The following is a 24,731-nucleotide window of genomic DNA, read 5'->3' on the forward strand; positions in this document are numbered from 1 at the left end:
ATGAATTTATCTCAGAATCTAGATTTAACATTAAAACAAACCTTACCTTCACTTTCACAATTCAGTGAATTGATTGATTTAAACTGGATTGAAGATTGCTTAGACCAAACAGGTAAAGCATCAATTCGAAAAAGAAAACTGCCTGCTGAACATGTTGTTTGGCTGGTAATCGGACTTGCTCTATTTCGAAATCAACCGATTTGGTATGTGGTTCAACAATTGCAACTTGTTTTCGGTACGGCAGAATACTGTGTACCGAGTGCATCCGTACAAGCAAGACAACGCTTAGGCTTAGAACCCATGAGTGCTTTATTTTCGACATTAAGTCAGGCATGGTTTAAAGACTCACAACAACAATATAGCAACTTTCACGGTCTATGCGTTTGTGCTGTAGATGGTGTGGTTTGGTCTATGCCTCATACAGAAGAAAACTTTAAGCACTTTGGTTCATCCAAAGGCAAAACAGCAGCTGCACCTTACCCACAAGTTAGAGCGACTTGCCTGGTGAATACCAATACCCATGAAATGATTGATGCCCAAATGGGCAGTATGGATCAAGGTGAATTAACCTTAGCCAGTCAATTAAAAGCACCAGTTCGCAGTATTACCCTATTTGATCGTGCTTACTTCTCTGCTGATTTTTTAGTGAGCTGGCAATCTCAGGCAGAAGAGAGTCATTGGTTGATGCGAGCAAAGGACAACCTGCGTTATGAAGTGATTCATCATAATGCGGCCCATGACTTTCAGATCAAAATGCCTGTTTCAGCAAGAGCAAAAAAGATAAATCCGTCATTGGGTGACTATTGGGAAGCACGTTTAATTGAAGTTGAATATGCAGGAAAAATAAGACGTTACATTACATCATTAACAGATTCTAAAGTTTATCCATTCAAAGACCTTGCAATGCTTTATATCCAGCGTTGGGAAATAGAAATGTGTTATCGGGAAATTAAAAGTGATTTACAGGATGCAAGGATTTTAAGAAGCAAACAACCTGATTTGGTCTATCAAGAATTGTGGGGGGTATTTATTGCATATAATATCTTAAGAAGACAGATGAGGTTTATCGCTGAACATGCAAAGGTGAGTCCTTTAAGGATCAGTTTCCATGTTGCATCTATGAGTATTATCAATATCTTAAGGCACACACCTTTAGAATCAGCAGGAAACCTACCCAAACATTTAGCGCAATTATTTGAACAATCTAAAATATTTGTATTACCTGAAAAAAGGCAAAGGCAATGTCCGCGAGTAGTGAAAATTAAAGCACAAAAATATCCAAGAAAATGCCAGTCAATTTCTTAACTGACTGGCATTACCTTCATCGGGGCTTTTTTTTATGGTGTTGACGCTCTTAACTGTGTTGGCTTTGAATGCTGAAAGACCTAGATTGTGCTATTCAGTACTCAAGCAGTACTCAAATTGTTGGGCAAAATGAATCGACTGACATGAATAAAAAGCATCGGTTTCAGTGGCTATTCATGCTAAGTTAAAAAAAGCGAGAACAAGAAACAATCAAACTTGGCTTTAAAAACAACAGGCTGCATATGCAAGTATTTGTCGAATTTTGGAAAGGCTTCCGTCTACTGCCTTCAGCATGGTTACTGCTGTTGCAATTTATTATGCTGATTTTGGCGCTGTTGAGCGGCCATAGCCTGTCCTTACGTGTATTGGTTTGGGGCTTAGGTGTTTTGGTCCTGTTACTCATTGCCAAGGTCATTCGCCAAACCCCCGTGTTTACCATCCTCGGGTTGAGTTTTGTTGGTGGGGCATTGTTCTTTTCCTTACTGATTTTGCTGGGTGCGCGAGATCCGATGCTTTTGGTGATTAGCCATGCCTTTGAGGCGATGGCCTATTTTATTGCGGCCTATGGCTTGCTGCGCTATATGTTTGCAGACCGTTATTTGACCAAAGATGAGCTATTTGCTGCAGGGGCAGTTTTTACGCTTATTGCATGGGGTTTTGCCTTTTTATATAGCATTTGTCAGATTTTGGAACCAAATAGCTTTTTAAATCCCAACGTGGCGGGCGCACAATCATGGCTCGATTTACTTTTTTTAAGCTTTAGTTTGCAGTCGGCGACAGGTTTGTCCGATTTAATGCCACTAACACCGCTGGCTCGCATGATTGCGATGTTACAGATGTTTTGTGGGGTGATGTATTTGGCTTTAGTCGTCTCACGGTTGATTGCCTTGCAGTATATTCAGCATCGACCCAATGATCATAAAGAGAATTAAACTGTTACAGGATTCGCACTGCCTTATTTTTAAACATAAATTATGATGGAACAGAATCGTTAAATTTTAAGCTATTCATTCTTCAATCTTTATTAGACTCGTCTAATTAACCATTTTGGTTATATCTTTGTACTAAAAATAATTTTCTGGGGGAATTATGCCTTCCATAAAGCCATCGCTGTTTGCAAATATCAAACGGAATGTATTTCTCAGCACTGTCGTGATTCTGGTGCTTTTTCTGGCCTTGATTCTTTTTGACCCAAGTGGTTTTGAGGCTTTAACCAAACATTTAAATCAATGGATTATTGACTCATTTAGCTGGTTTTACGTTTTATCTGTCGCGTTATTTCTGATCTTACTGATCTTTATTGCACTCTCCGATATGGGGAAAATCAAACTCGGCCCTGATCATAGTCTGCCTGAATATAGCAGTGGTTCTTGGTTCGCCATGCTGTTTACCGCAGGGATGGGGATTGGTTTGATGTTCTTCGGTGTTGCTGAACCCGTGATGCACTATGTCAACCCGCCCACGGGCGATGGGCAAACCGTAGATGCTGCACAACAAGCGATGCGGATCACCTTTTTCCACTGGGGATTACATGCATGGGCCATTTATGCACTTGTGGGCTTGTCACTGGCTTATTTCTCTTTCCGACATAATTTACCTTTAAAGGTTCGCTCCGCTTTATATCCTTTGGTGGGCAAAAAAATCTATGGTGTAACGGGAGATGCGGTTGATACCTTTGCAACCTTAGGCACCATTTTCGGGGTTGCGACCACACTTGGTTTTGGGGTGACCCAAATTAATTCGGGACTGAATTATCTTTTTGGCATTCAGCAAAGTATTGGCATTCAGGTCGGGCTAATCATTTTTGTCACTTTTTTAGCTTCGCTCTCAGTCGGTTTTGGTTTGGACAAAGGCATTAAACGGCTATCTGAATTGAATTTGGTGCTGGCAGTGGTTTTACTGCTATTTGTGTTTTTTGCCAGTTCTTCCATTTATATCTTACAAACCAGCATTCAAAATGCAGGGCAATACGTATCCAATCTGTTCACGATGACCTTCAACCTCTATGCCTATCAACCCAATGGTTGGATTGGTGGTTGGACCATTATGTATTGGGCCTGGTGGATTTCGTGGTCGCCTTTTGTTGGAATGTTTATTGCCCGAGTGTCTAAAGGTCGAACTATTCGCGAGTTCATTGTCGGGGTGTTGTTCATTCCAACAGGTTTTACCCTGATTTGGATGGGCTTCATGGGGAATGCAGCGCTGTTCAGTATTATTCAAGATGGGCACACTTCTTTAATCTCAGCGGTACAACAAGATTCATCCGTCGCACTGTTTGAATTTTTGACCCATTTACCTTTCTCTCAAATATCGAGCCTGATTGCGACTGTTCTGGTGGTGCTATTCTTTGTGACTTCAGCCGACTCAGGCTCATTGGTGATTGATTACTTAACCGCAGAAACAGAAAATTCACCTTTATGGCAACGATTGTTTTGGACCATTTTGATTGCGTTACTGTCGATTATCTTACTGATGGCAGGCGGACTTTCGGCCTTACAATCGGCCACAATTATGAGTGCCTTGCCCTTTACTTTGATTATGTTACTGGTCTGTTGGGGCTTAGTGAAAGCACTGCGTTTGGATGTCACCAAAATGCGTGCACTACAAGATGCGCGAATCACGCCACGTGCGATTCAAAATCCACGCAGTTGGCAACAGCGTCTAGGTCTGATTATGCATTATCCACATACTCAGTCTGAGGTTGAAGAATTCATTGGTCAGCAAGTACAACATGCATTTTCAGCGGTGCAAAAGGAATTTCAGCGCCGTCAGCTAGACGTGACCATCCAACCGATTGAGCATGGCTTACAGTTACGCGTAGATCACCATAATGAAATTAACTTCATCTATCAGGTGGTTGCCCGTGAAACCCAGCCACCTAGTTTTATGGCAGATCGACTTGAAGAACAGCAGTTTTATCAAGCTGAAGTTTTCTTAAGAGAAGGTGGGCAGAATTATGATGTAATGGATTGGACTTTAGATGATCTCTTGCAAGATATTATTGACCAATATGAGCGTCATTTACATTTTTTAAATTTAGTTAGAGCCACAAACTAAAAAAAGGACGCTTAAAGCGTCCTTTTTTCTATTCAGTTTCTAAATTGAATTAGAAGCGGAATTTAGCGTTTACGCCAACAGTTTGTGTATCGAGATTCTCAGTATTGTCTTTAGCGTTAGCATTTACATAGCTTGCGCCTACAGCAACTGCTGGAGTGATGAAGTAGTTAACGTTTGCACCCCAAGCTGAATCTGGAGTACCAGCAAAGCTTGATTCAACATAAGAAGCACCAACACTTAACGCAGGTGTTAAGTAAAGGTCAGTTTTAAGTTGGTAAGCGGTGTCTTCACCGTAAACAAGACCAGCTTCTAAGCCGAGCGCCATGTTTGTACCGTCGATGTTACCTACGTATTTAGTACGTGCAGTAACCGCGTCTTGATCTTCACCGATCGTAGCAGCTTCACCAACAGCTTTAACAACACCATTGCCCATTACGTTGAACGCATCAAGAGCAAATTGGTCAGCAACGCTAGTATAACCTACAGCAACCAAGAAGTTCGGAGCAGCTAAAGCACCCACTTCAAGTGCATAACGGTCACCATTGTCATCAGGCGTTTCGCTGTTTTTACCATCCAAATGTGTGTGGCTATAAGACGCACTTGCATATGCTGGAACGAATTTAGTAGGAATATACGCTTCTGCTTTAGCGCCGTAGTTGTGTGCGATGAAATCAGTACCGTCAGTGCCTAATTCAGCATAGTTATATGCCAAAGAAACATTTGAAGCTTGGTTTAAAAAAGCAGCTTCAGCTAAAGGACCTTTAGATGAATCAACATCTTTAAAGTAGAAAGTACCTTGTAAACCGCCAGTAAAATCTTTGTCATTTGCATCAGATGCATCGATGTATTCAGATTGACCCTGTACTTCGAATTGGTATGCTTGAGCACCGGTCATGGCTAATAATAAAGCAGTGGCTAAACCGAGTTTTTTCATGATATTTACCAGATTGTTAACATTGGATTAAACTAATGCTATTCTATTGTAACAATTTATTAAGTCAATGAGCTCTAATGGTATTATATTATTGAGTAATTACTCTAGATATGTTAGAGGTTAAAAATTGCTCAATTGAGTGTATCCATGTCAACCAAAAAAAACTTACAGCAGAACAATAGGGTATACCTATTTAGAAAACAGAGAATGCAGGAAAATGAATTGTACTGAACTTGGTTTTTAATTGGTAAATTAGATTGAATATATGGATATAAACGGTAAAAAAGTTAAATAAGGCACCTCAAATATAGGCGTTTTTGTGTCCTAAATCTAAAAAACGCCTAAAATTAGCGCAAAAAGCTCGTTTTTTGCTTGCATAATGTACATATCCTCTGAGTATTTGTGATAATTTTCACGCAAATTATAGCGTTGTGTTAATCCATAGTGCTTTAGTTGGCTTTACAAGAGAACGGATTTATTTCATAATGACTTTAGCGAATCATTTAACAATATTGTTGTTTTCTGAGAAGCTAATTCTCCTCAAACAGTTTTTGTTTATCTGCCCAACTTTCCCCAAGGTTGGGCTTTTTTTTATTTAAATTTTCGAGATCTTCTTTTTTCTAATAAAAATCTATTGGAATTTAATGCACAATAATGGTGCGAATTTGAGGCTATATTTTTCATTAAAAACTTTTATTTAAGCAAAAAAAAACCAACTTCTAAAAGAGGTTGGTTTTTTCCGCCAAAATTTGTGGAAAAATTAGAATATTTGCTGAGGATATACTCTAATTCGCCCCAATATTGTGCATTATGCACTTAAATGTCGCATGTGTAAATATAGGCACTTTAAAAAATGGGAATTAAAAATATTGAATGAAATTCACACTAAACATGAATATTATTAAGGATGGATTGACTCAGCTTGGCTTTGTTGCACAAAGATTTGAAATGCAAAGCGCCCCTAATTGAGCCAAATTTAAGGCGTAACTTGGGTAAGTGGTCGACCTAATTCCGTAAATCTGTTAAGGACTGCTACACGTGCATGGATCTCATTCACTTGGCTATCAAAACTCCTTGCACTGAGTTTATCTCCTAATAATTTGATGCAATGCATCTTAGTTTCAACCAAACTTCGCCGATGATAGCCTGACCATTTTTTCCATAGTGTCCTGCCTAAACGTTTAATTGTTCGAAGTAATTCATTTCGCTCTAGCGAGCTACTCTTTGTATCTTTCCATGGTTTCGCATTTTTTCTAGGTGGAATCACCGCATGCGCTTGCCGATCTGCAATGACCTGACGGCATTGCTTGGTGTCATAAGCTCCATCGGTATAAACAGAGTCAATCCGCTCATCTTGTGGAATCTGATTAAGTAAATCACCAAGCACCTGTGAATCACTGACATTATTGGTTGTAAGCTGAACTGCTCGTATTTGTAGGGTTTTAGCATCTATACCAATATGAAGTTTACGCCATTGGCGACGATATTCAGGTCCATGTTTCTTGCGTTTCCATTCGCCCTCACCTAGAAACTTCATGCCTGTAGAGTCCATGAGTAGATGCAGCCCATCGCTACTTTTTTGGTAGCTGATTACAATATCAATATGCTTTTGTCTTCTACAAAGCGTGGTGTAATCTGGAGCTATCCAATTTAATCCGCAAAGTTTAATCAGACTTTGCACAAAGCCAGTGACCATACGTAAAGACAGACGGAATAAGGATTTAATCATTAAGCAGCATTGGATGGCTGCGTCGGAGTAGGTTTGATTTCGCCCTTGTTTGCCTTTTGATGGCGCATACCATTGCGTAGCAGGATCAAACCAAATGGCAATATTTCCGCGACTCATGAGTGCTCGGTTATATGCGGGCCAATTGGTTGTGCGGTAGATTTTGTGTGTAGGCTTCTTCATTTGAAAATTATATCGCTAAAAAAGCCTTTACAGATAGGTTTGTGCAACAAAGCCATGGTGATTTATCATACCGCTATATTAAACTTATTGCATGTTATTTAAGCAACGGCTTTAAAAACTTTGCAGTATGTGAAACTTTATTCTTCGCAACCTGTTCGGGCGTTCCTTCTGCAATAATCTGACCACCACCTGCACCACCTTCAGGGCCCAAATCAATCACCCAGTCAGCAGTTTTAATTACATCCAAATTATGCTCAATCACCACAATGGTATTGCCCTTATTGCGTAGCTCATGAAGGATATCTAACAGTTTAGCAATGTCATGGAAATGTAGACCAGTAGTGGGTTCATCCAAGATATACAGCGTTTTACCTGTATCACGTTTTGCCAATTCACGTGCCAATTTCACACGTTGCGCTTCACCACCTGAGAGTGTCGTTGCAGACTGACCTAAACGAATATAGCCTAAACCCACTTGATTCAATGTTTCCAAACGACGATGAATAACAGGAATCGCATCAAAGAAATGCATGGCATCTTCAACGGTCATATTCAGCACATCGGAAATGTTCTTACCCTTATAACCCACTTCTAAAGTTTCACGGTTATAACGTTCACCATGACAATTATCACAAGGCACATACATATCAGGTAAAAAGTGCATAGCCACTTTGATCATGCCGTCACCTTCGCAGGCTTCACAACGACCACCTTTCACGTTAAACGAGAAACGTCCCGCAGCATAACCACGTGCTTTGGCTTCAGGTGTTTGCGCAAACAATTCACGGATCGGAGTAAACAAACCCGTATACGTTGCAGGGTTGGAGCGAGGTGTACGACCAATTGGGCTTTGGTCAATATCAACAACTTTATCAAGGAATTGCAGACCATCAATCGAGTCAAATTTCTCAGCCGTTAATGTCGTTGCACCATTAAGCTGTGTCGCTGCTAAAGGCAATAAAGTACGGTTAATTAATGTCGATTTTCCTGAACCAGACACACCCGTGACACAGGTCATAATGCCCAAAGGAATAACTAAATCTACATTTTGTAGGTTATGACCCGCAGCACCCATCAATTTAATTTGTTCTTCAGGCTTTGGCGGTTCAGTGCGCTTTTTCGGCACTTCAATTTTCAGTTTGCCTGATAAATATTGACCCGTGAGAGATTCACTATTCGCAAGGATTTCATCATAAGTTCCTTCAGCAATCACATGACCACCATGAATACCTGCGCCTGGACCAATATCAATAATATGATCCGCTGCACGAATCGCATCTTCATCATGCTCAACGACTAAAACGGTATTCCCCAAATCACGTAAGCGGACTAAGGTTTCCAATAGGCGATCATTATCACGTTGATGTAGACCAATCGATGGTTCATCGAGGACATACATCACACCCATCAAACCTGCACCGATTTGCGAAGCCAAACGAATACGTTGCGCTTCACCACCAGACAATGTTTCTGCTGAACGAGATAGACTTAAATAATTCAAACCCACAGAGACTAGAAAGTGCAGGCGCTCACGAATTTCTTTAAAGATTTTATCGGCAATTTCGCCTTTTGCGCCATCAAGATTTAAGTCTTGATAATAACTTTCAGCATCACCAATCGACATTTTAGTAATTTGGGCAATGGTTTTGTCTTTCACCCGAACATGGCGTGAAATTTCATTCAGACGTGATCCACCGCAGGCATCACATGCTGCATTAGACAGATATTGTGCTAAATCATCACGAACATAGTTACTCTCAGTTTCACGATAGCGACGTTCTAAATGTGGCAAAATTCCTTCAAAAGGTTGTACACGATTATGTTTACGACCACGCTCATCGATATAACTTAAATCAACTTTTTCTTTGTCTGTGCCGTAGAGAAATTTCTTTTTGGTGTCGGCATCCAGTTCATTCCAAGGCTTATCCAAAGAAAAACCGAAATGCGACGCCACTTTTTCAATCATGCTGTAGTAGTACGGGCGTTGTCTGTCCCAACCACGAATCGCGCCTTGGCTAATAGAAACCTCAGGACTTGGAATGAGTTTTTCGGCACTAAAATGGCTACGGGTCCCTAAACCATCACAGGTTGGGCAGGCACCAAAGGGATTGTTAAATGAAAACAAACGCGGCTCAAGTTCTGCAACGGCACGGTCACATTCAGGACATGAGTGTTTAGCCGAAAAGACCCGATCTGGGTGTTCGCTGTTCATCCACGAGAGAATGGCAATATCACCACCCAAACGTAGAGCAGTTTCAAAAGATTCTGCAATGCGGTTGCCGAGATCATCACGAACTTTAAAACGATCGACGACCACTTCAATGGTGTGTTTTTTCTTTTTATCGAGTTCTGGAATTGGGTCGAGATCTACAATTTCACCATCGACACGTGCTCGTACAAAACCTTGACTTTGTAGCTGTTCAAACAGGTTGGAATATTCACCTTTACGCTCACGGACAACTGGTGCAAGCAGCATCAGCGCTGTCCCTTCATCCAATCCTTTTACTGCATCGACCATTTCTGATACGGTCTGTGCCACCATCGGCAAATCATGCTCTGGGCAAAATGGCGTGCCGACACGTGCGTAGAGTAGACGTAAATAGTCATAAATTTCGGTAATGGTTCCCACCGTAGAACGTGGGTTATGGCTGGTCGATTTCTGTTCAATTGCAATCGCTGGGCTTAAGCCTTCAATTGAATCAACTTCAGGTTTTTCCATTTGTGATAGGAACTGGCGCGCATAGGCCGAGAGTGATTCGACATAACGACGCTGGCCTTCGGCGTACAGCGTATCAAATGCAAGCGATGACTTACCTGAACCAGAAAGCCCCGTGATCACCACGAATTTGTCGCGGGGAATATCAAGGTTCACATTTTTTAAGTTATGGGTACGTGCGCCTCGAATACGGATATGACTTTGGCTCATAAAACTATCTCGAAATTGTGCAGATGAAGGAGGTATATGATAACGACTTATGCTTTATTCAAGTGTTAAACATGATTTTATAGCGACAAATCATGTCGGCCAAAAGAAAAGTGATGCTGCTAGACTGTAGCTAGATTTAAGTGTTGAAACAAGTCTCAACGTATCGACATTGGTTGTGACTGAAAACTGGAAGGTCTTTATAAGTTGCGTAAAAAAGAGAGGATCACCCATTCGGCGTAGCGCAAAAGTTGAATCATGGCTGTACTATTTTTTGTTTGCCGTACGCCTTCAGGGATAGAGCATTGTTATGGTTGCAGTATTTAGCATGCTAGCGTATAACGACGTTCAAAGATTGAATCGACCGTCTCAAAAGCAAAGGGACGGATAATGTCATGATGGAGACGGGCATAGAAATTGACTTCATGCTCAAGAGTTTGTAAGAAGGCGTCGTAGTCATCTTCAAAGTCTGGTAGGTCGAGTAAGTCTTGTTCTCGACTTAAAACACAATGATATTTCTTAATAAAAGCCAACATCAATTTTTGAATATGTGGATTGGTATAATAAATGAGATAGGTCGCGGCAGAACCGCAGTGTAAACAGCCTTTTTCAAGGTATATTTCTTCGTTATTTAGCCAGCAGCATTGTACGGTAAAAAATGCACGAATGGCTTCAGTACCTAGAGTATCAGGATGCATGAGAACGGCCCTCGAAAGTTAATTATGCAAATGATAATTATTATCATTATTAAAGTTTAGTTTTAAACGCTTAAAATAGCAATCGCGCCATCTGAAAAAATACGATATTCGGTCAATAAAAAGCCCTGAAGGGTTCAGGGCTTTTTGGATCATGTACGTTTTTAAGCGTGATCTAAACCGAGCCATTGTTGCTGTTTATAAGCGCTGTCCCAGAACAACCATTCGAGTTCAGCCCCTTTACGGTAGGCTTTATGCATTTTCTCAATGGTATCCGCATCGCAACGCGCAGCCACTTTATCGATGGTTGCAATTACATTACGCACAGCTTGGTTGAACTCTTCACCTGCGTAAGTATCGATCCAGGCTTGGTATGGATTGTTGGCGATAGAGTTACCCACAATGTCTTTACCGACTTCAGCATAAATCCAAAAACAAGGTAAGAGTGCCGCTAACACCACTGGGTAGCTTTCAGACCATGCTGTTGCCGTTAGAAATGAAGTGTAATGGTGACATGCCAAAGTCAGCGGTGTTTCTTCAAACTGCTGTTTTGAAATATCAAAATTTTTCATAAAGCCATCATGTAAACTGCGTTCCACCACAATCGCTTCTTTAGCCCCTTGGCTAAACTGAATAATGTCGTCAGCCTCATACGCTTTGGCACCACACACCGCTAAAGCACGACCATAAGCCACCAAGTAGTGCGCATCTTGAATCACATAATGACAAAATGCTTCTTTATTAAGTGTGCCAGAGGCCAATTCTTGGTTAAAAGGTAAAGCCAGTGTTTTTTGATATAAGTCGACATTACGTTGCCAAACGTCTTGAGAAAAAGCCATGATTAGATCCTAAGGGAAGCCAAAATATGGGCAAGACTATAACAACAGTTTGCTCGGAACAACAATCCATCTCCGTACATCGGTGAGATAAGTAAAAATTAACGAAGATGTTTTGGTTTCGGACTCAAAAAGCGTCATAATTGCGGCCATAAAACTCAACCTGTTTTTTAAGTTTTTGTTCATCTTCAAATTTTTTATAGGTCGATCTGTCATGATGAAACATTTTGGTTTCTCTATCATTTTTACGATCGTGTGTCTTGCGTTGTCTGCGTACTGGGGTTTTACCCATGGACCAGAAGCGGGCTTAAAGACCATGTTTACTGCTTTGACCATCACTGCAATTTTAGCGGTGATGGAGGTCTCGTTATCTTTTGATAATGCCGTTGTCAATGCATCTGTGTTACGAGGTTGGGATCATTTTTGGAAAATGTTATTCCTTACCGTGGGTATTTTAGTCGCTGTATTTGGTATGCGTTTAATCTTCCCTGTCGCAATTGTGGCGGTAACTGCAGATATGGGCTTCGTTGAAGTTGTTCAATTGGCTTTGAATGATCCAAAAACCTACTCACAACGTCTGATGGATCACCACCCTGAAATAGCTGCGTTTGGTGGTGCATTCTTGTTACTCGTGTTCTTAAACTTCTTCTTAGATGAAGAGAAAGATACACACTGGTTCCGCTGGTTAGAACGTCGTTTGACCAACTTAGCCAATGTTCCTGCAATGTCGGTCTTCCTTGCACTGATTGCACTTTTGGTGATGGCGGCCAATGTCGATGAAGCCAAACGTCTGGTGGTGACCATGGCGGGAATCTGGGGCATCGTGGTTTATATTGGTGTACAAGTCTTAAGTCATTTGTTGGGCGGTGAACCTGAAGTTGATGAAGACGGCAATGCGGTTACACATGATGCCAATGGCGCAACCACAGGTGTGGTCAAAGCAGGTATTGGTGGTTTCTTATACCTAGAAGTACTTGATGCATCGTTCAGTTTTGATGGTGTAATTGGTGCGTTTGCGATTACTTCCGATGTCGTGATTATTATGCTGGGTCTCGCGATTGGTGCGATTTTCGTGCGTTCGATGACCATTTACTTGGTCGAAAAAGGTACCTTGGATGCCTATGTCTTCCTTGAGCATGGTGCACACTACGCCATTGGTGCTTTAGCATTCATTATGTTGGCAAGTGGTACAGGTCTACATGTACCAGAAGTTGTCACGGGTTTAATTGGTGTGGCCTTTATTGTTTGGGCTGTTATTGCTTCTATTCAATACAAAAAACATCAAGCCGCTTAAAGCAGATGGCTTTAAACCGCAGAAAAGCGCAGCTCAGGCTGCGCTTTTTGTTTTTCAGATCAGGAAGGCTTTTATTAAACATAAAATTCATGCCGCTAGTCGGATTGAATAGCCTATAATCTTGATCCAAGATTAATTCAATACAGTCTGTCCACGTTTATGATGAATGCTTTAGAACGTCGTTCAACTTTTGCCTTAAGCAGTATTTTTGCCTTACGCATGTTGGGTTTGTTCATGATCATCCCTGTATTTTCTGTGGCAGGGCAGACCTATGAATATGCAACGCCTGCGTTGCTCGGTTTGGCTGTGGGGATTTATGGCTTAACACAGGCCATTTTACAGATTCCTTTCAGCTTGATTGCCGACCGTTATAGCCGTAAGCCTTTGGTGGTTTTTGGGCTACTTCTATTTGCTTTAGGTGGTGCAATTGCCGCAATGTCAGACACCATTTATGGGGTGATTATTGGCCGTGCCATTGCAGGTGGTGGTGCAGTGTCTGCCGTGGTGATGGCACTACTGGCGGATGTGACCCGTGAAGAAAACCGTATGAAAGCCATGGCAACCATGGGCATGAGTATCGGCGTTTCTTTTGCTGTGGCTTTTAGTTTGGGGCCGTGGCTTACCGGTTTAGTAGGGATTTCAGGATTATTCTGGGTAACGACCATCATGGGTTTGGCGGCTATTTCGATGCTGTTTTTGGTGCCAAAAGTCACCCGCCATCATCGTAATTATCATCAAGGTTATTTGGCTCAGCTCAAACAAGTCCTAAAAATGGGTGATCTAAACCGTCTGCATGTGTCGGTGTTTAGCTTACATTTATTGCTGACAGCAATGTTTATTTATGTTCCCTCACAGCTCATCGATTTTGCAAAAATTCCACTAAATTCGCATGGCTGGGTGTATTTGCCGCTGTTGGTGATTAGCCTATTTTTTGCTTTTCCAAGTATTGTATTGGCTGAAAAATATCGCAAGATGCGAGGCATCTTTTTAACGGCCATTGGCGGCATTATTTTAGGCTTGGGCATCCTAATTTTTGGCTTTGAGTCGAAGTATATTTTGCTGACAGGTTTGGGCTTATTCTTTATTGCTTTTAACGTCATGGAAGCCTTGTTGCCGTCATGGTTATCGAAAGCTGCACCGATTCAGTCCAAAGCCACCGCGATGGGCGTCAATGCCAGCAGCCAGTTTTTAGGCGCATTCTTTGGTGGTGTCACAGGCGGTCAGTTGCTGCTGTTAAACAATACAGCCTTGGGCTGGAGCATCCTGACTGGACTTGCGATTGTTTGGTTATTGATTAGTTTTGGCTTGGCACAACCGCGCTATTTGTCTTCGATGGTATTGCGTTTACCTGAGCATAAACAAACGGACGAATGGACTTCACAGCTTTTAGCGATTCGTGGTATTGAAGAGGTCGTGGTGATGTCTGATCAGCAAGTAGCGTATGTAAAAGTCGATAAGCAGCAAATAGATGATGCTACGCGACAAGATTTAACGCAGTTGTTGGGGAAAGAGGTAGCCATTTAAGCATAACTCTTATAAAGTAAATAATAGAAATAGATAGGAAGTAAACATCAGATGCGCGGTGTAAATAAAGTTATTTTAGTGGGCACATTAGGCCGAGATCCAGAGACGAAAACTTTCCCAAATGGTGGTTCGTTGACCCAGTTTTCAATTGCCACGAGCGACTCTTGGACAGATAAAAGCACCGGTGAGCGTAAAGAGCAAACCGAATGGCATCGTATTGTGTTACACAACCGTCTAGGTGAAATTGCGCAACAATACCTACGTAAAGGTTCGAAAGTTTATATTGAAGGTTCACTGCGTACTCGTCAGTGGACAGATCAAAATGGTCAAGAACGCTACACCACAGAAATTCGTGGTGAGCAAATGCAGATGCTCGACAACAACCGTCAGCAAGGTGAGCAAATGCAAGGCGGAAATGATGGTTATGCACAACCACGTTTCAACAATAACCAAGGTGGTGGTTATAACAATAACAACAACCAAGGTGGTTATGGCGGTAATCCAGCAGCGGGTAATAGCAATAACCAACAAAGTGGTTATGCGAACAACAACCCAAGCGGTTTTGCACCAAAGACGGCACCTCAGTCAGCGCCTGCGGCAGCACCAGCAGATATGGATGATGATCTTCCGTTCTAGATCATATATCTAAGTAATTTGTTAAGTTATTTAAGATTTTATTGTTTTAAATTTATTTAAACTCAATTGCTTAAATAGAAAAATGGCTTCTTTTATGTTGTTAATAAGAGGAGCTATTTTTTAACTATAGAAAATGTTAATTTAAAAGTGCATATATAATTTATTTTGTTAAGTTAGTATGTTGAAAAGAATATATCAAGATTGGAAATTTATAAGATGGATGTAGAGGTAATCTTGCATGATTCTGGAGAGTTATTGCCTATACTCTTAGATGATGATGGTATGCCAATACCTTTGCCAAATGAGTTTATTCTCTCCAAAAGGCATGCCAGCTCTAATACACTGATCAGGAATTTAAGAGAAATAAAATTACTATATCAATGGTTTCACATTCATAATATTGACTTATATGAAAGGTTGATTCAGAAGAGACCTTTTACTGAAGCTGAAATTACAGGAAGCCTTGTAGAGTTTCTAAGAAAAGATCATGAAAAAAGACATAAGACGATCAAGATCGCAGTCAAGCCAGATACCTTTAATCAAAGACTCATCACGATTAAACAGTTTTTAAACTGGTATATTGAGATGTATATCGGGACTCTACCTTTCACATCAAATAATTATCAATACTACATTACATATAAGACAAGGCTTATCTCCTTACTTGATCGCTGTTTTATAAATTCACCACCAACTAATAAAAGTCTTAGTAAAGGGTTAACTAGTAGTGAGCAATCTAATCTTATTAAGCTGATTAGACCAAAAAATGGAAGTCAAAATCCGATTGAATATAGAAATTATATTATGGTGATGCTAATGCTCTCCTTTGGATTACGTCCTGGAGAGTTATTGAGTTTAAGAGTTGAAGATGTACAGTTTGGGGGAATATCTTCCATAAGAGTGCATCGTCGCCCACCTGATGCTAAAGATAAAAGAAAGCAAAGACCTCAAATTAAGAGAAATGGACGTACATTATCAATTAATGATAAAGCTCTTGCGAAAGAGTTAGATGTCTATATTACAAAATGGAGAGAGAGGTTAGATCAGAGAAATCAAACTTCTATCGAATCGGATTACTTAATTCTTAATCAAGATGGAAAACCTCTTTCAATTCCATCAATCACTCAATATTTTCAAATCTTGAAAGAAAAGCATTCTGAATTTTTACCTACAAATTTTAGTCCAAAAACCTTAAGACATACTTTTTCATCTTCAATGGAGCGATTGTTAAGAGAAGCTGGTGTTGAAGAAGACAATAGAAAAAAAGCATTAGCATATTTGAGGGGGGATAGTTCGTTGTCCTCGCAAGATATCTATACATTCAAAGAAACTGAATTAGAAGCTAATAAGTATTTAGGACAATATCAACGTGAGATTTTTGGAATCTAAAACTATGCAACAGGATTTACTTGCTAATGAGAATGGTTGGAGAGAAATTCCGAATTTTATTACTAGTCGCGAAGGTAAAAAGATAAATACAGGGGGTAATGTATGGAATTTACCCTATGCTATTGATACTACTAGCTCAAAATTAGATTTTTCAAAAATTCCCAATGAAGACTTAAATTGGGTACTTAAATCTTTCATTATTGAAAAGATAGAAAAGGTATCAACTCATGCTGGCTTACAACACTTTCAAGATATTTGGGCAAAATTTTTTCGAACTAATGTAGAAATAATAAGTTGTGCCCAAGATATAGAAGAAACTCTAATCTTAGTGGTTGAGAAAGCAATCAATTTGGCACGGGAGCAAAAAAAGTTATGGGCGTTGTATAGACCTATCCAGTGGTATTTATATGGTGCTGAGCATTATCCTGAATTAGGTTTTTCAACAGCTTATGCCAGTATTTTAGAAACGATGTCTATTCCGGGGAATCCAAAAGGCGAAGCTGTACGGATAGAAGATCCAGACTCAGGACCTTTGAATCATAGTCTAGAGCTTCCTCTACTCATTCAGGCTTTGAAAAAAGATCAGAGTCAGGAATTTGAACATTTACAAGAAAAGGCTGCTATTGCTCTTTCAATTGCTTATGGTCGAAATCCAGCTAATCTAACTTATTTAAGACATTCTGATCTTGTTAATTTAACACCTAAATCAGATGATCCTATTTATGTCTTAAGAGTTCCGCGTATTAAAAAGAGGTTAGTCAATCCACGAGATGATTATATTGAGGAGTTTCTTGATCCAGCTTTCGCAGAATATATTCATAACTTAATCAAAGCCAATAATGAAACTAATACTATTCTCTACCATGAGGGTAAAAACCTACCAAATCCTCAGCCAATCTTTTTAAATACAAAAGGGAATAAAGCAGCGATATTGTCTGGTGATTATGATAATGCTTATAACTTTTCCTCTTCAATGATCACTTTTTTAATTAAAGGGTTTGTCAGACGACACAACATCATTTCGCCTCTGACAAAGGAATTAATGCATGTTTCAGCTCGAAGACTTCGATACACCCTTGCAACTGGTTTAGCTGCTGAGGGTATTAGTAAAGCTGCTCTAGCTAGAATTTTGGACCATACTGATACTCAGCATGTCCAAGTTTATTTTGAGCTAGCTGGTAAGATTGTTATTCAACTTGATAAGGCAATAGCTAAGGGGTTTTCTCAATACCTTAGCTATTTTACTGGACATATTATTGATTCCTCAAAAGATGCTATTAATGGTGATAATTCTGAAAAATACTTAGTTTTTAAGGGGGAAAAAATTGAGGATGAGATAGAGGATATTGGAGTATGTGGGGAATCCTCTATATGTCATTTAGATCCACCCTTCTCTTGCTATTTATGTCCAAAATTCCAGCCTTATAGACATGCTGACCATGAATACGTACTTGAGAGTCTACTTAACAGTAGAAATGAGCGTTTAGAAAAATATGAAAATGCTCGTTTAGGAATCCAGTTAGATGAAGTTATCTTTGCTGTGGCACAAGTAGCAGAAGCTTGTAAGAAGGAATATGTATGAGTACTGAAAAAGTTTTAAGAAAATCAAAGGTTATTCCTTTCTTAACAAGCTTAGAAATCGACAGACAAGAGAACTTTAATAATCTGGTTTCTAAGGCCAAACTATTAAAATTGGAGGGATTTGAGCGTGTTGAATGGGCTGATAAAGTCTGGGAAATAACAGGAGGGCGTTTACTAGAACAAAGTGGGAAGAATAATTTTACGGTCAAAATATATTTCTACTATTCACCCAAATTAGGTGGACAGCGTATAGGTGGAGATTTAGAGCAGCTTGCAAAAGCTTTATTTTTATTAAGATTGCATTCGAAGCAACAGAACTTATCGAATCAACGAGGATTTATTACGCTTGTTGGCTATATCGCTTATTTTATTAAACAGCGTAACGCTTCTATTTACGATATTACTAGAGCAGACTTTGATCTTGCATGCAATGAAATCGCAAAAGACTACTCAGAATCATCAGCCTACAATTTTCATAAGTTAGCTGCAGAATTTGCAGGTCATCTTGATGCAAATGGTTTATGTAAGAACCGTCTTAATTACAAATATTCTAAGCAAAAAAGACCAGAGTCTGTAAATGCTGTTGGTACGAAACGATTAGATGATCCAGATACTTTGATAACCAATGAAAAAGTATTAGCACCAATGGTCTTTAAAGTACTTGGACAGCTATATCAAAATTTACCCCACGATCATAAATATCGTTTTTATATACTGTTATTAACTTTCTTTGCTTGTACGGGGAGGCGATTTTCAGAACTTTCTTTATTGCCTAATCAAGAAATTCAAATTGATAAAGATGATGTATCGTACTTAGATTATTTTCCTAGAAAGGTATCAAAAGGTAATACGTTTACACCTAAAAGAAAGTTACATCTGCCCTCACAAATATTACCTCTAATAAAAGATATTATTTCCGAAATCCAATCTCTGACAAAAAAATGCAGGGTAACTGCTGTTGAAATGCATAGATCTCAAACGGTAGATCTTAGATTTTTAGAAAATTGTCCAAAAAAAATTTATAAGAATGACTTAAGAAAATTGGGAATAAGTCCTAGCATCTTAGACTCTAGAAGTAGGTTGGCTAAAGAAGGTTTGGTATTTCTTGATTATGAAAAGTTATCTTCTACAGGTCAAAAAACAACTCATCCAATATGTTATACAACTCATGAGGGAATAAAAATATATTGCAACTATAAGTTTAATCCAAGAAGTCTTTTACCCATTCATATTGATCAATTTGGGGAAAAGTTTTTTTTACATGACCTGATGTTTTTGCGTTATTACATGTTAGATAGTAAAGAAGCTTATTGGTTATCTGTAAAATGTACTCATTCTATGCTTAGTACATTTTTAAGACATATAGATAATTTAGTGACTGAATATGTTGGTTTGAGAGATATGCCTGAATTTACTACACATGATTTCAGGCATACATTAAATACGATGCTCGACGAAGGTGGTCTATCAGACTTATTGCAAACAGAATGGTTTGGACGCTCAGATCCTAAGGATACCAAGGCTTATCAACATACTAGTCCTGAAAAAAAAGCACTTATTATTAGAGAACAATTAAAAAATGGTGAAGCTAGAGGCATGTTAGCTGAACAGATTTTTAATCTACCAATCGAATTACAAGATGCTGTATTGGTTGCTAGAGTTCAGGCAGTACATGATGTTGGAACTGGATTATGTATTCATAATTTCTCACAGTTGCCTTGTGAGCGGCATTTACAGTGTTCTGCTGAGTGTAGGGACTATGTTTGGGTTAAAGACGATAAGCAGCGATTAGATGAGCAAAAACGTATCTTAGCGATTACTGTCCATGCTCAAGAAGCTGTACAGCAACAAAAGCAATCCAATCGGGTGAAGAAAAGTCTAGATTGGGAGTTGCACAACAATAAAAAAATTAATGTTTTGTCAAAGCAGCTAGAAGATAATGGTGTAATTGAATTTGACCCAAAAGCTTATTTAGAGGAACTTTCAAATGTCTAGTAAGTTTCAGCGTATGACCGAAGTTGATGAGCAAAGAATTATTCGTGAGTTAAACAAATGGGCGTTGGGTCATTTTGGATCTAAATTAACTTGGGCTATTTTAGAGGATAGATTCAAATTCTCTCGTCAGTCCATGCAAGCTAAGCCTCAAATAAAAGCTGCTTATGATGTTGCCAAGCAGTCGTTGTCCAAAGGTGAGGTTACTTCAAAGGAAGTTTTAGATAAAACTGTTGATGAGTTAAAAACAGAAATAGAGTCTTTAAAAATACAACTTAATTCTTTCCAAGAAAAGGAACTGAAATGGAAACAGAGATGGCAGCAAATTGCCTATCATATTCGTCAAAAAGGTATTCAAGTGTGTGATGTTGATAAGCCTGTTCATCCTGAAACAGCCTTACCAAGTCATACAACTACTGAAAAGACTCTGAAAGAATTTGATAAAGAAATCCCTTTCTCTGGACGAATTTGATATTTATCTAAGATGCGATAACGCTCTGAAGAGCAGAGCGATACGCTTTTAACTCAAGAAGTTGTGATGAGCAAACCGTTTTCGCATCACAAATTTTGTTTGAGATGCTAGGAAAACTTAGTTCTAGTTTTCTATATTTTTCAACTTGTTTTTCTAAAAACATAATTTCAGAACTGACTTTTACTTCCTCTAACTTGATTTTAGAAACATCAGATTCTTCTTTGTTTAAGATGTATATCACACCCAAAATCTGCCACCCATTTCACTTTAAAACCTACCACTCTTAAAGAGTGGTAGTTGTATCTAGCATTACAGTTTTCCTCATTGAGTCACCATCTATTTCCAGTGTATAAGAGTTATGGATAATTCGATCTAGAATTGCATCAGCAATGGTAGGATCATGGAATTTTGTGTGCCATAAATCATATGAGAATTGACTTGTGATCCTAGACAGTATCGTGGACAACCAGCCCCTCTAAACTTTTAAAATATTTCTGTTCAAAGGCTTCTGGGCTTAACCAGCCGTTTGCAGAATGTCTTCTGACCCGATTGTAATAAATTTCAATATAGTCAAACAAGAAAGCATTCGCTTCTTTTCGAGTCGAAAACACACTGCCATGTACCACATGACCTTTTAATGTATGAAAGAAGCTTTCAGTCACTGCATTATCCCAACAGTTTCCTCGTCTAGACATACTTTGAATACAATCATTTGTCAGTAATAGTGCTCTAAAATCACGACTACAGTACTGTGAACCTTGATCCGAATGAACCATAACATCAGTTGGATAACCCTGACGAGCCATTGCATAATTAAACGCATCACACACCAATTGGCGGTCTATTCGATGGCTGGTTTGCCACCCCACGATACGACGGCTAAATAAATCTAGCATCACACATAAGTACAACCAACCTTCTTTAGTGCGGATATAGGTAATGTCTGTTGTCCAGACTTTATTAGGCTGAGTAACTGTAAATTGGCGATCCAACAAGTTAGGTGCTGTAGGCAAACGATGGTTTGAATCAGTTGTATGCTTGTATTTACGTGCAATCCTGCTACGTAAACCAAGCTTTTTTAGCATCCTTCCAATAGTACGTTCGCTCATGTTGTAACCTAAATCATGCATGTCATGTACTAATGAAGGTGCACCCAATCGTGCATGATGCTGCCAATATACGGCTTTTAAGTCATTATATTTCTGTGCTGTATTGGCCTGACGTTTTCGCCAGGCATAATAGCCTGAAGTGCTGACATCTAGGCATTTACAGGCAGAAGATACGGTGACTTCATTCATATCAAGATCTTGAATTACCGTGTACTTTTCTTGGCATGATCTGTTAGAAAGTACACATGCGCTTTTTTTAAGATGTCATTGGCTTCCCTGAGCTGCTTGACTTCTTTCTCTAATTCCACGATCCGCTGTTTTTCTGGTGAAAGTTGACGTTTGCTTGAACCCACTGGATTGGCTTCACGAATCCATTTGTCTAAGGTTGAATAACCCACACCTAATTTCTGGGCGATTGCAGCTATAGGCTCGTGGGAGTTTGAAAGTGCATAATCAATTGCTTGCTGTTTAAATTCGGGATTAAAACGTTTAGCCATTTCTTGAATCTCCAAAGAGTAAAGTTACGTTATCTTTAGAGGGAAGTACTGTCCATTATTTTGTCTAGGATCATTGTAATAAGTAAGCTGCCGCATATTGAATAATTATCAATAAATTCTAGTAAATGACTTTCTATTTTTGGAGGAATATTACTAAGACCAAAATCATCAATTATAAGTAAATCATATCTAATCAATTTTTTAATAAAAAGCTTTTCATTTGATTGATCTATAGCTTGTTCTAATGCTTCAAAAAACTCAGATGCTCTATAAAAAATAGTCTTATAACCTTTTTTACATGCTTCAGTTGCGAAAGCACATGCAAGCCATGTTTTTCCTACCCCAGTTGGACCTTGTATGCTCATGTTCTTATGTAAATTAATCCAAGTGCACTCTGAGAATCTATTAACAAATTGCTTTGATAAGCCACGACGTTCTATATCAAACTTAATTTCATCAATACAAGCATGAGGATATCTTAGATGCGCATTTCGTATTAGTGGTTCAGTGAGCTTTCGTGCCCGAGTTAACAACTCGGTTTTACAAGCATCAATCATAGCTTCTTCAAAATTGATTTCACCTGAATAAACAGCATCAATCATAGCTTCTTCAAAATTGATTTCACCTGAATAAACAGCATCAATATTAGAATCTAATGATTGAGTAAAACCATGCAATTTCAACTGTGCAAGTAATGTTGATAAATGAGGATTTAACATTTATTTATCCCCTTTATAATAACTGGAACCACGCAGATTTTTATGTTCTTTTACAACATCTTGTTGATCAAACTCCAAATATGATCTTGATTCAATAATGGACTTTAATCTAGCCAAATTTTCTATTTTTAATTTATAGGCATAACATAAGGCCTGTTCAAGTCGATCAATGAATTGTTTACTATTAACCCAACTTCTGAAATCAAATAAATAATTTAAGTTGTTGTATAAATTTGAGTTTTTACAAATAATCATATTGCAGTAATTGAACGTGTTAGTGCCAATTGATTGGGACCAATTTAAAATACTTTCCTTAGATAGATAATCTGTAGTTCTATGATTTTCGGTTTTATGTTCATAAAATGTAGAGATTTTTCCTTCGCCTTGAAGAAGCGTACGTTGAGCGATTAGTTTTTTATCTTGATAGATATATAGCTGATTATTTAAAATTTTTAGCTCAACTTTTTCTCTAATATACTGATGAGGAACAGAGTAAGAATTGTTCAAATATTTCACATGATAATCAGAAGGTACTATTGTTTTCGAATATTCATTCAATACTTTGTATTTGATTAAAGGTATGGGTCTAAGTAATTTTTTTTCATGCTCAAGAAATATAGCCATCCGACCCTGCGAAAAAGTTTTAGTTTTTTTATGATTATAGCAATCCACCATATATTCAAGTCTTTCATTCAAAGCCTTTATACTTGTAAATTTTTCATGACGTATTCTCATTAAAATCTGCTTTTGTACAATATTTACGGCATTTTCACTGACTGCTTTATCTCTTGGTTTCCGTGGTCGAGCTGGAAGAACATTAATTTTATGAAATTCTAAAAATTCTTGAAAATATGGATTAACTTCAACGATTCGATTTCTATGTTTGGTAATTAATGCTTTAGCATTGTCACAAACAATAGTTTGAGGAATACCATCAATTTTATCAAACATCTGAGAGCATCCTCGAATCCAATCTTCGGTTTTTTGTGATTCCGTGGCATAAGCAAAAATTAAACTAGAAAAAGGTAAAGCCCCAACAAAAATATTGGCATTTATTACATCACCATTAAATAAGTCAATATCTACAAGATTCCCACTGTAATCAATTTGCACTATTTCACCCGGATAATATTCTTGCTTCATTGGAATGTCTTTATGTTTTTGTGCTTGTTTTATTAGTTCACAAAACCGTGTGTATCCAACACCATTTCCATGAGTTTTCAATCTATATTCTTCCCAAAGAATAGCCTTTGTAAGCCCTTTATACGTAGCTAACTCACTACATATCGCTTCGCAGTCAGGTTGTGACTTTTTGATACGTTTTATTGAGCGATTAATTTTTAATTTTTGTTCTAATTCTGAATTGTTTAGTTTAGTAAAATCTTCATAAGTTAATTCTGTCAAAATTAGTAAGGACTTGATTTTGGATACAGTTTCACGAGAGATTTCTACAATTTTAGCTATTTCTCGATTGCTTTTATGACTAAATATATAGCTAATTACTAGCCTAATTTTTTCAATAGATGTGTTCATAGAATCTATCTCAAAGTAAGAAAATGAGACAGAAAGCACCATAGACATTGATAAAAAAATCAATGCCACTTAGAATGAATTTGTCTTGCACTTCCAAGTAAAAGACAAATTTATAAAGACTCATGTTGACGCATGGGTCTTTATACTTTCTGCGGTTAAATAAAAATCACATTGAATTAATCCATATCTTTTTGCTCCTTGATGCCTAGTTTCACAGCTATCTTATGGCTTTCACCACGTCGTGGAACTTTATTATTTTTTAAAATTCGGTATACGAGGTCAGGTGAAAAATTAGGGTGTGTTGACACTTTTAGCTTAAAAAATAG

The 24,731-nt window shown here is 38.6% G+C and carries 20 protein-coding genes and 1 pseudogene; 10 read left to right on the plus strand and 11 right to left on the minus strand.

The window, feature by feature from the left end:
- From AC4MDD_RS00895 to AC4MDD_RS00905, 3 genes are all read left to right on the plus strand, one after another.
- Positions 1-1,305 carry an IS4 family transposase gene (locus AC4MDD_RS00895; protein ID WP_062032364.1) on the plus strand — a complete coding sequence of 435 codons (1,305 nt, stop codon included), beginning with the start codon at positions 1-3 and terminating at the stop codon, positions 1,303-1,305.
- A 242-nt stretch (positions 1,306-1,547) separates the two neighbouring features.
- Positions 1,548-2,237 (plus strand): ion channel, encoded by a 690-nt coding sequence (locus AC4MDD_RS00900; RefSeq protein ID WP_004691682.1) that lies wholly within the window; start codon positions 1,548-1,550, stop codon positions 2,235-2,237.
- A 157-nt stretch (positions 2,238-2,394) separates the two neighbouring features.
- Positions 2,395-4,362 carry a glycine betaine transporter gene (locus AC4MDD_RS00905; protein WP_004978219.1) on the plus strand — a complete coding sequence of 656 codons (1,968 nt, stop codon included), beginning with the start codon at positions 2,395-2,397 and terminating at the stop codon, positions 4,360-4,362.
- A gap of 49 nt (positions 4,363-4,411) precedes the next feature.
- On the opposite strand, the gene omp33-36 is transcribed toward AC4MDD_RS00905, so the two are convergent.
- From omp33-36 to tenA, 5 genes are all read right to left on the minus strand, one after another.
- A complete protein-coding gene (omp33-36, locus tag AC4MDD_RS00910; protein WP_058870480.1) occupies positions 4,412-5,296 on the minus strand; it encodes a porin Omp33-36 in 885 nt (294 codons plus the stop codon).
- Positions 5,297-6,272: 976 nt separating this feature from the next.
- Positions 6,273-7,205, minus strand: a complete 933-nt coding sequence (locus tag AC4MDD_RS00915) for an IS5-like element ISAba12 family transposase (RefSeq protein WP_053579251.1) — start codon at positions 7,203-7,205, stop codon at positions 6,273-6,275.
- 94 nt (positions 7,206-7,299) lie between these two features.
- Positions 7,300-10,131, minus strand: a complete 2,832-nt coding sequence (uvrA, locus tag AC4MDD_RS00920) for an excinuclease ABC subunit UvrA (RefSeq protein WP_491882182.1) — start codon at positions 10,129-10,131, stop codon at positions 7,300-7,302.
- A 320-nt stretch (positions 10,132-10,451) separates the two neighbouring features.
- Positions 10,452-10,826 (minus strand): hypothetical protein, encoded by a 375-nt coding sequence (locus tag AC4MDD_RS00925; protein WP_491882183.1) that lies wholly within the window; start codon positions 10,824-10,826, stop codon positions 10,452-10,454.
- 161 nt (positions 10,827-10,987) lie between these two features.
- Complete coding sequence (gene tenA, locus AC4MDD_RS00930; RefSeq protein WP_004691671.1) at positions 10,988-11,662, minus strand: thiaminase II; 675 nt, start codon at positions 11,660-11,662, stop codon at positions 10,988-10,990.
- A 211-nt stretch (positions 11,663-11,873) separates the two neighbouring features.
- Between tenA and AC4MDD_RS00935 the strand changes: the two genes are divergently transcribed.
- The 7 genes from AC4MDD_RS00935 (at position 11,874) to AC4MDD_RS00965 (ending at position 20,547) form a co-directional block, all read left to right on the plus strand.
- Entirely contained in the window at positions 11,874-12,953 is a 1,080-nt protein-coding gene (locus AC4MDD_RS00935; RefSeq protein ID WP_004978202.1) for a DUF475 domain-containing protein, read from the plus strand.
- Between the two features lie 159 nt (positions 12,954-13,112).
- Positions 13,113-14,477, plus strand: a complete 1,365-nt coding sequence (locus AC4MDD_RS00940; protein ID WP_491882184.1) for an MFS transporter — start codon at positions 13,113-13,115, stop codon at positions 14,475-14,477.
- A 51-nt stretch (positions 14,478-14,528) separates the two neighbouring features.
- Positions 14,529-15,113, plus strand: a complete 585-nt coding sequence (ssb, locus tag AC4MDD_RS00945) for a single-stranded DNA-binding protein (RefSeq protein WP_491882185.1) — start codon at positions 14,529-14,531, stop codon at positions 15,111-15,113.
- Positions 15,114-15,329: 216 nt separating this feature from the next.
- Positions 15,330-16,502: a tyrosine-type recombinase/integrase gene (locus AC4MDD_RS00950; protein ID WP_032025663.1), complete on the plus strand. Its 1,173-nt coding sequence runs from the start codon at positions 15,330-15,332 to the stop codon at positions 16,500-16,502.
- A 4-nt stretch (positions 16,503-16,506) separates the two neighbouring features.
- Complete coding sequence (locus AC4MDD_RS00955; RefSeq protein ID WP_031953532.1) at positions 16,507-18,084, plus strand: site-specific integrase; 1,578 nt, start codon at positions 16,507-16,509, stop codon at positions 18,082-18,084.
- A complete protein-coding gene (locus AC4MDD_RS00960) occupies positions 18,081-20,078 on the plus strand; it encodes an integrase (RefSeq protein ID WP_031953531.1) in 1,998 nt (665 codons plus the stop codon). The genes AC4MDD_RS00955 and AC4MDD_RS00960 overlap by 4 nt, the downstream gene beginning before the upstream one ends.
- Positions 20,071-20,547, plus strand: coding sequence for a hypothetical protein (locus tag AC4MDD_RS00965; RefSeq protein WP_031953530.1), 477 nt, complete (start codon positions 20,071-20,073; stop codon positions 20,545-20,547). Before AC4MDD_RS00960 ends, AC4MDD_RS00965 begins: the two co-directional genes overlap by 8 nt.
- Positions 20,548-20,554: 7 nt before the next feature.
- Here the strand turns inward: AC4MDD_RS00965 and AC4MDD_RS00970 are convergent, their stop codons facing one another.
- From AC4MDD_RS00970 to AC4MDD_RS00995, 6 genes and pseudogenes are all read right to left on the minus strand, one after another.
- Positions 20,555-20,794 carry a hypothetical protein gene (locus AC4MDD_RS00970; RefSeq protein ID WP_228133726.1) on the minus strand — a complete coding sequence of 80 codons (240 nt, stop codon included), beginning with the start codon at positions 20,792-20,794 and terminating at the stop codon, positions 20,555-20,557.
- A 36-nt stretch (positions 20,795-20,830) separates the two neighbouring features.
- Positions 20,831-21,013 (minus strand): ATP-binding protein, encoded by a 183-nt coding sequence (locus tag AC4MDD_RS00975; protein WP_079377814.1) that lies wholly within the window; start codon positions 21,011-21,013, stop codon positions 20,831-20,833.
- Positions 20,994-22,153, minus strand: a protein-coding gene (locus AC4MDD_RS00980; protein WP_122968152.1) for an IS3 family transposase whose coding sequence is annotated in 2 segments (ribosomal slippage) — positions 20,994-21,919 and positions 21,919-22,153 — 1,161 coding nt in all. Because the reading frame shifts where the segments join, the coding sequence is not laid out codon by codon here. Before AC4MDD_RS00980 ends, AC4MDD_RS00975 begins: the two co-directional genes overlap by 20 nt.
- 35 nt (positions 22,154-22,188) lie before the next feature.
- Positions 22,189-22,872, minus strand: coding sequence for an ATP-binding protein (locus AC4MDD_RS00985; protein ID WP_228133751.1), 684 nt, complete (start codon positions 22,870-22,872; stop codon positions 22,189-22,191).
- Positions 22,873-24,405 carry an IS21 family transposase gene (istA, locus tag AC4MDD_RS00990; protein WP_491882186.1) on the minus strand — a complete coding sequence of 511 codons (1,533 nt, stop codon included), beginning with the start codon at positions 24,403-24,405 and terminating at the stop codon, positions 22,873-22,875.
- A gap of 176 nt (positions 24,406-24,581) precedes the next feature.
- Positions 24,582-24,701, minus strand: a pseudogene (locus tag AC4MDD_RS00995) (helix-turn-helix domain-containing protein); the annotation flags it as partial.
- Positions 24,702-24,731 lie beyond the last annotated feature (30 nt).

Source organism: Acinetobacter sp. CAU_H_29a_1 (assembly GCF_058599505.1).